General features: G+C 72.0%; 12 protein-coding genes. 7 read left to right on the top strand and 5 right to left on the bottom strand.

Annotated elements, in window-relative coordinates; translation table 11 throughout:
• Position 1: 1 nt before the first annotated feature.
• The 4 genes from C2L58_RS45690 to C2L58_RS45675 are packed head-to-tail and all read left to right on the top strand — an operon-like array spanning position 2 to position 3,050.
• Positions 2 to 1,207, top strand: a complete 1,206-nt coding sequence (locus C2L58_RS45690; protein WP_103343892.1) for an MCE family protein — start codon at positions 2 to 4, stop codon at positions 1,205 to 1,207.
• The gene (locus tag C2L58_RS45685) at positions 1,192 to 1,707 is read left to right on the top strand and encodes a hypothetical protein (protein ID WP_233226302.1); all 516 of its coding nucleotides are present in this window, start codon (positions 1,192 to 1,194) and stop codon (positions 1,705 to 1,707) included. The genes C2L58_RS45690 and C2L58_RS45685 overlap by 16 nt, the downstream gene beginning before the upstream one ends.
• Positions 1,704 to 2,339 carry a hypothetical protein gene (locus C2L58_RS45680; RefSeq protein WP_233226301.1) on the top strand — a complete coding sequence of 212 codons (636 nt, stop codon included), beginning with the start codon at positions 1,704 to 1,706 and terminating at the stop codon, positions 2,337 to 2,339. The genes C2L58_RS45685 and C2L58_RS45680 overlap by 4 nt, the downstream gene beginning before the upstream one ends.
• Positions 2,340 to 2,381: 42 nt before the next feature.
• Complete coding sequence (locus tag C2L58_RS45675) at positions 2,382 to 3,050, top strand: hypothetical protein (RefSeq protein WP_103343863.1); 669 nt, start codon at positions 2,382 to 2,384, stop codon at positions 3,048 to 3,050.
• Positions 3,051 to 3,105: 55 nt separating this feature from the next.
• Here the strand turns inward: C2L58_RS45675 and C2L58_RS45670 are convergent, their stop codons facing one another.
• Positions 3,106 to 4,005 (bottom strand): RCC1 domain-containing protein, encoded by a 900-nt coding sequence (locus C2L58_RS45670; protein WP_441296380.1) that lies wholly within the window; start codon positions 4,003 to 4,005, stop codon positions 3,106 to 3,108.
• Between the two features lie 409 nt (positions 4,006 to 4,414).
• Here C2L58_RS45670 and C2L58_RS45665 point away from each other — a divergent pair, with 409 nt between their 5' ends.
• A complete protein-coding gene (locus tag C2L58_RS45665; RefSeq protein WP_103343862.1) occupies positions 4,415 to 5,038 on the top strand; it encodes a DUF6801 domain-containing protein in 624 nt (207 codons plus the stop codon).
• An 86-nt stretch (positions 5,039 to 5,124) separates the two neighbouring features.
• Positions 5,125 to 6,555 carry a DUF6801 domain-containing protein gene (locus tag C2L58_RS45660; protein ID WP_103343861.1) on the top strand — a complete coding sequence of 477 codons (1,431 nt, stop codon included), beginning with the start codon at positions 5,125 to 5,127 and terminating at the stop codon, positions 6,553 to 6,555.
• Here the strand turns inward: C2L58_RS45660 and C2L58_RS45655 are convergent.
• Genes C2L58_RS45655 through C2L58_RS45640 form a run of 4 tightly spaced genes read right to left on the bottom strand, consistent with a single transcriptional unit; the run spans position 6,470 to position 11,455 of the window.
• Positions 6,470 to 8,434, bottom strand: a complete 1,965-nt coding sequence (locus C2L58_RS45655; protein ID WP_103343860.1) for a hypothetical protein — start codon at positions 8,432 to 8,434, stop codon at positions 6,470 to 6,472. The genes C2L58_RS45660 and C2L58_RS45655 overlap by 86 nt on opposite strands.
• A complete protein-coding gene (locus C2L58_RS45650; protein WP_103343859.1) occupies positions 8,431 to 9,351 on the bottom strand; it encodes a polyprenyl synthetase family protein in 921 nt (306 codons plus the stop codon). The genes C2L58_RS45655 and C2L58_RS45650 overlap by 4 nt, the downstream gene beginning before the upstream one ends.
• The gene (locus C2L58_RS45645) at positions 9,348 to 10,838 is read right to left on the bottom strand and encodes a hypothetical protein (protein WP_146073826.1); all 1,491 of its coding nucleotides are present in this window, start codon (positions 10,836 to 10,838) and stop codon (positions 9,348 to 9,350) included. Before C2L58_RS45645 ends, C2L58_RS45650 begins: the two co-directional genes overlap by 4 nt.
• Positions 10,839 to 10,846: 8 nt before the next feature.
• The gene (locus C2L58_RS45640; protein ID WP_146073825.1) at positions 10,847 to 11,455 is read right to left on the bottom strand and encodes a hypothetical protein; all 609 of its coding nucleotides are present in this window, start codon (positions 11,453 to 11,455) and stop codon (positions 10,847 to 10,849) included.
• Between the two features lie 199 nt (positions 11,456 to 11,654).
• Between C2L58_RS45640 and C2L58_RS45635 the strand changes: the two genes are divergently transcribed.
• Positions 11,655 to 12,731 carry a hypothetical protein gene (locus C2L58_RS45635; RefSeq protein WP_233226300.1) on the top strand — a complete coding sequence of 359 codons (1,077 nt, stop codon included), beginning with the start codon at positions 11,655 to 11,657 and terminating at the stop codon, positions 12,729 to 12,731.
• Positions 12,732 to 12,744 lie beyond the last annotated feature (13 nt).

The raw sequence follows: 12,744 nt of genomic DNA, 5'->3' as shown, positions 1-12,744 counted from the left end.
GCTGACCACCACCAGAGTCCGGGTCCAGGTCATCGCGTTCGTGGTGATCTCGCTCGTCACCGTCGCGTTCGTCGGCGCGAACTACGCCGGGATCGGCCGGCTCGTCGGCAACGGCGGGTACACCGTGAAGCTGGAGCTCGCCGAGGGCGGCGGCATCTTCACGAACGGCGAAGTGACCTACCGCGGCGTCGCCGTCGGGCGGATCGGGGAACTGCGGCTGACACCGTCCGGGACGGAGGCGGACCTGATCATCGACCGCTCGGCCCCGCCGATCCCGGCGAACGCGCAGGCCGTGGTGGCCAACCGGTCCGCGGTCGGCGAGCAGTACGTCGACCTCCAGCCCCGCACGTCGGACGGCCCGTTCCTGGACGGCGGCTCGGTCATCCCGCGGGAGAAGACGACGCTGCCGATGCCGGTGCAGCACCTGCTCGGCGACCTCGACTCGCTGACCGCGTCCGTGCCCACCGGGGACCTGCGCACGGTCGTCGACGAGCTCGACGACGCGCTGCGCGGCACCGGCCCGGATCTGCAGGTGCTGCTGGACACCGCGACGTCGTTCACGAACGACGCGGCGGCCAACCTGCCGCAGACGGCGAAGCTGATCGACGACGGCTCGACCGTGCTGCGCACCCAGCTCGACTCCTCCGCCGAGTGGCGCTCGTTCGCCGGCAACGCCAAGCTGTTCGCCGCCCAGCTGTCCGATTCCGACGGTGACCTGCGGCGGCTGATCGCCACCGCGCCGCCGGCCGCGACCGAGCTGGGCACCCTGCTGCGGGAGACCGACCCCGGGCTGCCGATCCTGCTGGCCAACCTGCTGACCACGGCCCAGGTGATCCAGACCCGCACCGGTCAGCTGGAGCAGCTGCTGGTGGCGACGCCGAAGCTGGTCGCGGCGACGTCGACGGCCTTCCCCGGCGGAAACGGCAACCTCGCCATGGCGCTGACGTTCTACGACCCGGTCCCCTGCCGGGCCGGGTACGAGAGCACGCAGTACCGGCCCAGCACGGACACCTCGCCGCTGCCGTTCAACACCAGTGCGTCCTGCACGCTCGAAAAGGGCGACGCGACCTCGGTGCGGGGCTCGCAGAACGTGCCGCACCCGCCGGTGCCGTCCCCCGCGGCGGCCGCCTCCGGTGCTCCGCTTCCCGCGTCGCCCGGCCTGGCGGTGTCCCCGACGATCGAGGAGATGCTGTGGCTGGGAAAGTGAAGTGGCCGCTGCGGGCCGCCGTGCTCGCGGTGGTCGTCACCGCCGCCTTCGCGGGCTGGTCGGGGTTCTCCTGGTACCGCACCGCGCACAGCGCCGAACTGACCTACGGCACCGCCCGCGACGAGGCGCTGGCCCGTGGCCGGGAGCTGGTCGCGCGGCTGTGCACCCTGGACTACCACCGGCTGGACCAGGGGCTCGCGCAGTGGCTCGACGCGTCGACCGGCCCGCTGCACGACCGGCTGGCCCACACCGACGACACCACGAAGAAGACCCTCGCCCAGGACGCGACGGTGTCCACCGGGAAGGTGCTGGACGCGGCCCTGAGCGAGCTCGACGAGCACGCCGGCACCGCGAAGCTGCTGGCCTCGGTGGAGATCACCGCCCAGAAGGACGGCGTCGCCCCGGCGACCAAGCGCAACCGCTTCGCGGCGGGACTGACGCGGACCGACGGCGGCTGGAAGCTCAGCGCGCTCGACGAGCTGCCGGTGGGGGCCCGATGAGCACCGCCGACGCCCCGGCCGCCACCGAAGAAGAGGCCGCCGTGACCACCCCCGCTCCCGATGACGAGCCCACTCCCGACACCGACACCGATACTGGCACCGAAGAAGCTCCGGAGGAGATCGCGCGGCGGCGCCCGATCCTGCTCCCCCTGCTGATCGCCGTCTCGGTGCTGCTGGCCGCGGCGGGCGTCGTGTGCACCGTGGCGGCGCGCTCGGCGGCCGGCGAACCGGCCGCGGCCAACCACGCGCTCACCGACGTCGGGGCCACCGCCGACGTCACCTCGGCGGTGACGCTGGCGCTCAACCGGATCTTCTCCTACTCCTACGACAAGACCGACGTCACCGGACAGGCCGCGCGGGACGTCCTGCGCGGTGACGCCCGCACCACCTACGACCGGCTGTTCGCCCAGGTGAAAGAAAAAGCACCGGCCCAGAAACTGGTGCTGACGACGCGGGTGACGTCTTCCGCGGTTCAGGAGCTCCGCGAAGGTCACGCCCGGCTTCTCGTGTTCCTCGATCAGTTCGCCACCCGCGCTGACAACAATTCCAGCAGTTCCGCGGCCGCGCAGCTTTCGGTGACGGCGGAACGCGAGGGCAATACCTGGAAGATTACCGGCCTCACCCCCCGCTGACCCCAGTTTTCAGCACGCTGCACAATTCGAAGGAGAGTTGGCATGCCCACTTTGTTGCGCACTCGAACGAATGGCCGGAAATGGGCCCGCGCGGCCGCGGTCGTGGCGGCCGCGGGCGCCGCGATGAGCGTCGTCACCGCCGTACCCGCCTCGGCCGACGTGGTCGAGATCCCGGTCGGCTACACGGTCACCGGCAACACCGTGGTCAAGAAGACCGGCAGCGCGATGACCCTCGGCCCGGGCAGCCTCGACGGCAACCTGATCATCGACGACCAGACCGGCTCGGTCGGCCTCAGCGCGAACCTGACGCTGCCGCCGTCGCAGGCGAACATCTCCCTGGTCTCGGGCCTGTTCAAGATCAAGGCGAAGGTCAAGATCACCCCGACCGGCCCGGCCACCGGCACCCTCGCCGACGGCACGCTGACCACGCACGCCCAGGCGAACATGGAGATCTACGACATCTGGGCCGGCCTGCTGGTCCCGGTGATCCCGCTGCCGACGGTGCCGGGCAGCTGCAAGGCGAGCAAGCCGCTCGAGCTCGACCTGAGCGCCAAGGACGTCGACATCTTCGCCCCGAAGTTCACCGTCACCGGCACCTACACCATCCCGGACTTCAAGAACTGCTTCATCGCCGACCTGGCGCTGGGCGCGCTGGTCTCCGGGCCGGGCAACACGATCTCGCTGGACCTGGCGGCCAAGACCGAAGGCTGATCCGCCGGACGCGAAGAGGGGCTTCCCGGCCGGGAAGCCCCTCTTTCCGCGCTGGTCAGCAGGCCGCGGACGGATCCGCTTTGAGCACGACGCTGAACCGGTCACCGGCGGAGACGGCCTGCAGCGGACCGCAGATGCCGTTGCCCAGCGGGTCGCTTTCCGTCTGGTCGTTGGACCCCCAGCCGACGATGTCGCCGTTGCTCTTGAGCGCGAGGTTGAACGTCCAGCCCGCGTCGATCGCGACGACGTCGGACAGGGCCGTGTCCGGGACCTCGGCCTGGTGGTTGTCGTTGCGGCCCCAGGCGATCACCCGGCCGTCCTTGAGGGCGAGACTGTGCTGGTGACCGGCGGAAACGGCGGTGACACCCGATTTCGCGTCGGCCGGGACGTCCGACTGCCCGAAGTTGTCGCTGCCCCAGGCGAGGACCCCGCCGTTCTTCAGGGCGAGACTGTGGTCACCACCGGCGGAAACGGCGGTGACGCCGGACGTCGCCGCGGCCGGGACGTCCGAGCGCAGGCCCCAGCTGACGACCCGGCCGCCCGCCTTGAGCGCGAGGCTGTGCATGGCGCTGGTGGAGATGGCGACGACGCCGGACTTCGCCTCGTCGGGCACGTCCGTCTGGCCGTACCAGTCGTTTCCCCAGGCCAGCACGCCACCGTTCTTGAGCGCGAGCTCGTGGGCCCAGCCGGCTGCGATCGCGCTGACGCCGGACGCCGCCCCCGGCGGCACCTCCGTCTGGCCGAAGTTGTTGTCGCCCCACACCAGGACTCCGCCACCCTTGAGGGCCACCGCGTCCATGCTGCCCATGGACACCGCGGTCACGCCGTCGAGCGCGTCCGGTGACGGCCCCGAGATGTAGTTCGAGTAGCCCCACTCCAGGACACCGCCGGTGTCCTCGGCCGAAGCGGCCGCGGACGGCACGAGCGGGGCGGCGACCAGTGCCGCGGCCGCCAGCACGGCGGACCGCCGGGAGGTGCTCCGGAAACGGAAGACTTCGGCCACGGGTATCTTCTTTCGCTGAATCGATTCGCACGGTTACGGTGCACGCGCGCACCCAGATACTAACCCGGAGAATCGCCGGACGACACCCGTCGGGTTCTTTGTCAAGCGCCAACCAAGGGTCGACCACGAATGCTCCGCTCTTGACAAAAATCGCAGCGGGGAGGACCACTGGCAAAGCCGGTACGTCACATGCTTGTTGCACAACCGACTGGCGAGTAACCTTATTTATCACAGCCACCTCGCGAGGGTCAGGGCTGCACCAGGGAAAACCCAGGGGAATTCGCGGTACCGATCGGTCCGCGGGGCGCGTGGGCAGCGCCGGCCAAGACGTCAACTGGATGATCGAAGGAGATTGACAGTCATGACCCGACTCAGGACCTTGTCCCTCAAGGCAGTCACCACCGCAGCCATCGTCAGCACGGTGGGCCTGCTCACCGCGGGCGTCGCGGCGGCCGACACGGCCTACACCGCGTCGGCCACGCACCGGTGCACGTTCCCCGGCATCCCGCAGCAGGACGTGGGGATCACCGCGTTCCTGACCGGGCCGGACTCGATCCCGGTCAACGGCACCGCGGTGCCCACCAACGTCGGCGGCACCGCGACGATCTCCGCCGCGGTCCACTCGCTGCTGACCGCGGTCGGCTACGACGGCATCCGCGGTCTGGCGACCGTCCCGGTGAGCGCGGCCCGTGGAACGGTCTCCGGACCCGCGGCCGACCTCAACATCCCGGAGACGATCTACCCGGCCGGCGGGCCGATCACGGTCAACATCGCCCAGGACGCGAACTCGACGGTCCCGACCTACACCGCCCCGGCGACCGACGGAACGGACACGCTGTCGCTCGCCTCGCCGATCACCGCGGCGCTGCAGTTCCACAAGAAGTCCAACAACACCTGGGCGAACTGGAACATGACCTGCACCCTGAAGACGACCACGCCCGCGCAGAACCCCGCGTTCTCGCCGGACTTCGTCATCACCCCCTGAATCACCGGGTGAAGCAGCCGTAGGGATGGCCGGGGCCCCGGCCATCCCTACGGTTCGTTCCCCAGCGGCACGAACAGGAGTACGGCATGGCCTTGCGGCTGACCCGGCGGACGGCGACCCGCGGCGCGATCGCGCTGGTGTGTGTCGTGTCGGTCACCACCGGCGCGTTCACCGGCATCGGTTCCGCCGCACCGGGCGAACCGGACGGCGACGCGGCGTCCGGACGGCACGAGCTGACCAAGACACTGGCCACGACGTGCCCGTTCGCCGACCCGGTCGGACCGCTCGAGCTCGCCGTGAAGACGACCGCGTCGCTGCCCGCCTCGATGACCGTGGGGCAGCCGGTGACCATCGACGGCCTGGTCGTGTCGTTCTCCCTCCCGCGCGCCGCCGCCCAGCAGCTGCTCGGCACCGGCAGCACCCTCGAAGGCGGCCTGACCTTCCAGCTGCAGCTGGAGGAGGGGAAGGTCAAGGACACCCTCACCGTCCCGATGACCATCGCCGCCACCGGATTGCCCGGCGAGGGCGATCTCTCCCTGGTGGCCACCGGAAAGCTCCCGGCCTTTTCCCCGTCCGCCGCCGGCGTGCTGCGGATTCGGGTGACGGCACCGAAACTCGCGCTCGGCCTCACCGGCGCGCCCCCGGAGCAGCCCGCCGAGCAGGTGACCTGCTCGGCCGACGGCGGCCAGGACTCCTCGTTCGGCTCGGTGGCGATCCTGGCGGCCGCCCCTCCCGCGGCGGACGAGCCGGCACCGGAGAAGAAGGCCGTGCCCGGTCCGCGGCCGGCCGGCCCGCAGAAGCACTCCCTGCTCGCCGAAGAACCGCCGCCGGACGACACCACCACGATGGTGCTGCCGCTGCAGCCGAACCAGGTCGACAACACGAGCACGATCGCCAAGACCGGCACCGTGATCCGCAGCAAGCCGGCCGCGCTGGCGAACGGGGTCTGGCTGAACATCACGGATGCCGGGGGATTCCCCGTCCGGAGCGAGATCACCGGTGAGCTGGCCTTCGCCCCGGTGACGACCACCTACCTCGGATACGGATTCCTGCCGATCAGCGCGACCGTGGAGTTCCTTCCGATCGACTACCGGACCAGCACGATGATCCATTCGTTCGGGACACTGTTCGACGGGCTCCTGCGCAACCACCTCGACGTGGTGTCGCGGCTGAGCGACGTCAAGGTGAACGGTGTCCCGCTGGACGCCGGCCCGGACTGCGTGTCGGAGACGCCGATGGCGATCGACATGATGGGCGAGTACGACCCGTTCGGCGGCGGCTTCATCCGAACAGACCCGGACAACCCCGACCCGAAGTACCGGGGCTTCACCCTGCCGCCGTTCAAGAACTGCGGGGCGGCGGAGAAGCTGAGCTCCCTGTTCACCGGGCAGAACTCCGGCCCGGGCAACCAGGCCTCGGCGCGGCTCACGATCATCCCGCTGTGCCAGGAAGCGGACCACCGCAAGTGCCCGCCGGTGGTCCCGATTCCCGCCGAGGTCCTGCGCAGGGGCCGGTAGCCGCGCACCGGATCGGCGTGGCCACCCAGGTTCCGACGGCGCTCAGCAGGCTCCGGGCGCCCGGGGCCGGGAGCCGGTCGCAGGCCTGCTCGAACTCCGCGAAAGCTCCCTGCCCGGCCTTCACGGCGGCCACGAGTGCCTCCGGTGGGAGCGCCCCGGCTGTCAGGCCCGGCACCGCGAGCAGCTCGGGCAGTGCCGAGATCCGGCCGTCGAGCAGGTCGGTGAGGGTGACGTCGAGCCGCGTCCGGTCGCCCCGCAGGGCGAGGACGTCTTCGGCACGGAGGAACAGCCTGCCGAGAGCCGCGCCACAGGTCCGGAACACGTCGTCGTCCGAACCGCCGAGAGCCGCGCCGATGCGGAGCGGGAACTCGAACAGCGAGGCGAAGACCGTGGCCGCCCCGGCACCGGTGGTCACGACGGTGGCGCGCAGCGAAGTGAGCTCGCCCAGCCAGTCCGAAAAGGACCAGGAAAGCTCCGGTGCCGCCTCCGCGATCAGCCGCGACGCCTGGCCCAGCAGGTAGTCACCGGCGAGCACGGTCGTCGCGGACTCCCAGTCGACGCCGCGCACCTCCCGGGGCGGGGCCGCGGGGCCGAGGAAGGCCAACGCGCCGAGGGTGGCGAGCTCGATGGCCGCGGCGACGGACGCGTGCCCGCGCGCCGGGGGGTGGCCGCCGGCCACGAGCGCCGCGTAGAAGCCGATCGCGGGCCGCGGCAGCAGCTCCTCTTCCCGGTCGGCGGTGAACATCCGGGCCAGGAACGGCCAATCGCCCCGGACGATCGACAAGCACACTTCGTCGCAGGCGGCGAGGAACGGCAGCACCCGGACGCGGCCGGCGGGCGGCAGCTCCAGGGGCTCGGCTCCGGCCAGCGTCGACGCGCCTTCCGGCAGCACCACGGCCCGCCGCCCCTTGGCGTAGAAGGGGTGCTCGCTGCCCGCGCCGGCCGCGAGCACGCGCCAGGCGAGGTGGTACCTGCGGGCCGCGTGCCGCGCGGTCTCGAAGTAGCCGACGAACGCGGACCCCAGCAGCCGTTCGTATTCCCGGCGCGCGGCGGCGGGGTCGTCGCGCGAGGACAGGACGGCTCGCGCGGCCAGCCGTCCGGATTGGACGGCCCCGCTCAGCCCTTCGCCGGTGAACGGGTTCACCAGGCCCGCCGCGTCCCCGACCCGCAGCCCACCGGGGCCGGCCGCCGCACCGGGACTGAACCCGCACGACAACGGCCCGGAAGCCATCGGGCCGGCCGGGACACACTTCCGGACGCGGGGATCGAGTTCGGCCAGTGCCCCGATCGCCTCGGCCATCAGGTCACCGGCCGCGACGACGTCCAGCGCCGACACACCGATCGTGCACCCGCCCGGCACCGGGGCCAGCCACGCGCAGCGGGGGCGCCCCCGCGGGTCGTCCGCCGGCGGAGCGAGCAATCTGAGCACGACCCGGTCTGCCGGGACGGGCCCGGTGAACCTCCGCGCACAGCTCACCCCGGCGCCGCCGGACCGCGGTTCGCCGACGTGTCCCGCGCCGCCGGCCAGCACCACGTGCGGGGCCGCCGTCGCCGTCAGCCGGTACTCCGCCCCGCACCGGACGGCGTGTTCTCGCAGGGTGTCCCGCAGCACGGTGCTGTCGACCACGGCGTACCCGGCATCGGGGACGGCGTGGGACGTGGTGGCGTCGAACGCGATCGTCACCGGCAGCACCGGCCAGTCGTCGACGGCCACGCCGATCGAGCGAAGGATCTCCCGCGCCGGGCCGCTGAGCAGGACGTCGTACCCCGGCCCGTCGTCATCGCGCCCGGTCAGCACGACGGGCATCCCGCCGCGGGCCAGGACGGCGGCGGCGACCGCACCGGCCGGCCCGGCGCCGACGACGACGGCGTGGCTCAAGAACGGCTCGCTTCGAGCATCCCGGCCAGCTCCCGGCGGGAGGACCCGTCCGGAGTCCGGGCCAGTGCGGCCTGAGCGTGTCCGAAGTGGACACCGGCGAGTGTGCGGGCGGCCCGCAGCCCGCCGTGGGCGGTGACCAGCTCCCGCACCCGGGTCAGGTCGCCGCCCGAAAACGACGGCGTGAGCAGGAGCCGGTGCAGTTCTCCGGTGGTGTCCACGCGCAGCGCGGCCAGGGTCGGCGCGCCGAACAACCCGAGCAGGTGGTCGGTGCCGGCCGGCTTGTCGCCGCCCGCGGCTTCGAGGTCGAGGCAGTCGTCGAGGACCTGGAAGGCGATGCCCCACTCCACGCCGAACTCGGCGAGCGCCGCGACGACCGCGCTGTCCACTCCGGACTCGACGGCGCCGAGCAGGCAGCACAACCGGAACAGCACGCCGGTCTTGCGCCGCACGAGGTCGACGTAGTCCGGCAGGGACAGCCCGGTGTCGAAGCCGCGTTCGACGTCGAGCAGCTCGCCGTGGGCCAGTTCGGCCACCGTCCGGCTCACCGCGGTGGCGACGCCGTCGCCGAGGTCCGCCGCCTCGGTGCCGGCCGCCGAGAGGCAGGCCAGGCCGGCGAGCACGGCCAGTTCCGCACCGGCGGCCCGGTGCGCGGACGGCCCGCCCCGCCGGATCGCCGCCCGGTCGATCACGTCGTCGTGCACCAGGGAAGCCAGGTGCACGAGCTCGACGACCGCGCCGAGCCGGGCCACCCGCCCGGCGTCGGCCGGGCCGAACCCGGCGCAGGCGGTGAGCAGCCGCGACCGCAGCAGCTTGCCGGGCCGGTCGACGAGCCCGCCGACGGTGTCGCGCAACGGCGCGGAAAGCCCGCCGACGAGCCGGACGAGGTGGTACCGGACCGGATCCGTGGCCGTGGTCACCGGGAGGAGAACCCGTAGGTGTCGTCCACCTCGAGCCCGGGGATCTGCCGCAGCGCCGCCACCACCCGCCGGTACACCGCCAGGTCGTTCAGGTAGTCGAGCAGCTGGGCACGCGTGCGGCCCACCGAGGGCGCGATGACGTCGTCGAAGATCACCCACAGCGCCTGCTTCTCCGGCAGGGTGATCAGCTCGGGCGAGAATCCCGCGAAGACCGTGCGGATGTCGTCCACGTTCTCCTGGCTCAGCTGCGCGGTCGAGCCGGGATCTCCGAGCAGGCCGATGACGAGCGCGCGGTACTTGGCGTAGTACCGCTGGGCTTCGGCCTTCTCCTCCGGGCTGACGGTGGCCTCCTCGAGCCGGTTCACGGCGACGTCGAGGTTCTGGTAGACGAGCTGGATGACCAGGTTTCCGACGGCGCTTTCGCCGAAGAACTCGTCCCGGGCCTGGTCGAGGTAAACGTTGTCGTCCGCCAGCGGGAGGTCGTACAACGCCCCGGCCGCGCCCAGCATCCGGCAGGCGATGGCGGGCATCGGCGTGTACGTCTTGCCGTTGCCGCCTTCGCACACGACCGCGCCGGAGTCGCCGACGAGCGAAAACCGCTGCGCGTAGATGAGGTCTTCGAAGGCGTAGCCGTCGACGAACACCATTGCCGTGGTGTCCAGCACGACACTGGAGGTGTACCCCGAACTGCGGCCGACCTTCTCGATCCGGCCGCCTTCCACCGCGGCCACGGTCGAGTCCGGCGTGAGCAGTTCGACGTCCAGCTCCGCCAGCACGGTGTCGATCTTGGCCATGAAGGTGCCGCCGTGGACGCTGGCGAGGAACGCCAGCCCGATCGCCCGGTGGGTCGGGGAAATCGGCGCCATCAGGTTGCGGGCCACCGTCGAGCTGACGCCGATGCCCGGCTCCAGCTCGGCGATGGCGGCGTCGGCGCTGTTCGCGACGCCTTTGACGAGCGGGATCGACCGCTTGAACCGGGCGACGGTGTTCCCGGCGTCCGCGCCGCCGTCGAGCGGGGCGGGCTGCAGGATCGCCGCGCCCGGCGCGGTGGCACCGAAGTTCGCCAGGACGTGGTTGGCCGAGAGCACGCAGATCGAGCCGTCGGTGCGGTCGCGGACCAGGCAGCCGAGGGTGCCCAGGGTGCCGTCGGCGAGCGAGCCGAGGCTGCCGCCCTGCAGCGGGGGCCGGAAGCGCTCCGCGATCGGCGACGGCGCGGCCGCCTTGGTGGCGCCGGAGAACCGGAACTCCCCCGTTTCGACGACGTCCACGCCGTGCCCGCCGATCGCGGCCGGCAGCAACCGGCTCCGGGAAACCAGGGCGGCGCGGCGCTTCTTGCGGACCAGGGCGATGACGACCGGCTCGTCGGTGAGCTCACCGCCGCGGGTGCGGAAGCCCTTCGCCACGCCGACGACGTTCGGGTCGGTGAGGTACTCGTCGGCCAGCCGGGACTTCGCCGCGTCGAGCGCGGCCGCCGTTCTCGCGTCCATGCGCACGGTCAGCGCACCTCGATCGTCGCGACCGGGGGCACCGGGCTGGGTCCGATGAGGTTGATGGTGGTGGGGAACGAAGTACTGACTCCGCTGTCCTTGAAGACCGTGACGGCGCCTTTGGCGCCGGACTCCGCCTTGATCGTCATCGTCCCGGGATTGCGAACCGCGGGAAGCTGAGGCGATCCGGTCAGGGTGGCGGTACCGGTCAGCACGGTCTCGACGGCGGTCGCCGGCATCGTGACGCGCGGGAAGACGATCGTCACCGGCAGGCGTCCGGAGAGGCCCCGGGAGTCGGCCACCATGACCGTGCCGGTGACTGTCGCGGTCAGTGAGCTGTATCCGGCGGTCCGGAGCAACAGCGGGAAGGCCCGGTCGCTGATCGCCTGCACGATGACCGGACCGAGCGTCACGATCGTCCCGTAGCCGACGACGGCGGGAATTCCGGAGATGATCCGCACCCGGAACGGCGGCGGGCTGGCCGCGGGTCCGCTGGCCCGCCAGGTGAGCTCCGGGAACTCGTCGGCGGCCGCGACGGCGCCGGCCGGCATGGCCGCGCCCGCGGCGAGCACCGCCGCCCCGCGCAGCGCGGACCGTCTTTTGATTACGGGTTCCACCGTGACTCCCCCTCGGAATCGTCCTCATCGGAGGCTAACCACAGAATCGAAGAGCGGACAAGGAAATTCCCGGCTTTCATCGGATCACGACAAAAAACCCGGTGCGCCGAACGGCCGATTGATCACCACTTCACCGCGATGTTACGTTGAGGTGGATCGGGCGTTTTGCCCGCCCGATCGCCATGAGGGGGAGGCAATGATGTCGCGGCTTCGCGTCCTGTTGTGCGGCGTGCTGGCCGCCGCGGCCGTCGCCGGGGTGAGCGACGTTCCGGTCGCCGCCGCGTCCACTTTGGATCATTTCGTGTCCGCTGCCGCGGCCGATCCCGCCACCACCGCCCGGAAACTCGTCCGGCGGCTGGCCGGCAAGGACCCGCGGGCCGCGGTGCGGGCCGACGCGTGGGTGGCGTGGGCCGACGAGAACGACGACGTCGTCTTCGAGTTCCTCGACCACGGGCTCGCCGCCGCGGAACAACGCGCGGCGGAAACCGCGGCGGTGAACGCGGACTTCTGCCGCCGGATCCTGGCGACCTACACAGCGGCGTACGCGCCCGAGGTCAACGCCGCCGCGCAACGCGCGCTGCTGGGCACCGACTCGGATCGGGACCTGTTCGTGCACCAGGGATTCGCGGCCGCGGAGCAACGCGACCGGCTCGCCCGGGAGGCGGACGGCAGCCAGCAGGAAGCCCTCGCCGAAGCGGATCGCCAGTACGTCCGCACGCTCGCCACGCACGACCCCGGCGCGCAGGTGCGCGCGGCGGCCGCCTGGGCGACGCGGCCGGGCGCCACCGACGCGGACATCGTCGAGTTCTTCGCCTACGGCTGGGCGACCGGCGCGGAGCTCGACCTGGAAGCCCACCGCCTGCGTGACGCGGAGCAGGAAGCCCGCTGGCTGGCCACGGTCCGGCAGCTCCTCGCCGACGCGCGGGAGGCGGAACGGGCCGCACTCGAAGCCTCCGGCGAGCTCGAGGTCCAGCTGCGGGAGGCCGCCGCCCGGGCGTGGCAGCGGGTCGGCGCCCAGACCGGCGCGCCGCGCGTGGCCTGGGCGGATGCGGCGCAGGTCGCCCGCGACCAGGCCGCGAACTGGGCCGCGGTCGCCGCGGCGGCACAGGCCGCCACCGGGCCCGACTGGCGGGCCGTGCGCGACGCGGCCGATCCCACCCGGGCCGCCTGGGCGGCCGAACAGAGCTGGGCGGCCGAGCAGGCCGGGTTCTGGACCGGCCTGCTCGCCGAAGCCGTCGACGGGGAAACCCGGATGCGGAATCCGGCGCACAAGTAAGCGCTTTCCATTC

The organism is Amycolatopsis sp. CA-126428 (genome assembly GCF_002904335.1).
Lineage (GTDB): Bacteria > Actinomycetota > Actinomycetes > Mycobacteriales > Pseudonocardiaceae > Amycolatopsis.
The sequence above is the reverse complement of the archived record's forward strand: the minus strand, read 5'-3'. Positions and strand labels throughout refer to the sequence as shown.

Bases quoted from the DNA above. Each gene is read 5' to 3' on its own strand.
- C2L58_RS45680 (WP_233226301.1), top strand. From the start codon at position 1,704: ATGAGCACCGCCGACGCCCCGGCCGCCACCGAAGAAGAGGCCGCCGTG.
- C2L58_RS45675 (WP_103343863.1), top strand. From the start codon at position 2,382: ATGCCCACTTTGTTGCGCACTCGAACGAATGGCCGGAAATGGGCCCGC.
- C2L58_RS45665 (WP_103343862.1), top strand. From the start codon at position 4,415: ATGACCCGACTCAGGACCTTGTCCCTCAAGGCAGTCACCACCGCAGCC.
- C2L58_RS45660 (WP_103343861.1), top strand. From the start codon at position 5,125: ATGGCCTTGCGGCTGACCCGGCGGACGGCGACCCGCGGCGCGATCGCG.
- C2L58_RS45645 (WP_146073826.1), bottom strand. From the start codon at position 10,838: ATGGACGCGAGAACGGCGGCCGCGCTCGACGCGGCGAAGTCCCGGCTG.
- C2L58_RS45635 (WP_233226300.1), top strand. From the start codon at position 11,655: ATGTCGCGGCTTCGCGTCCTGTTGTGCGGCGTGCTGGCCGCCGCGGCC.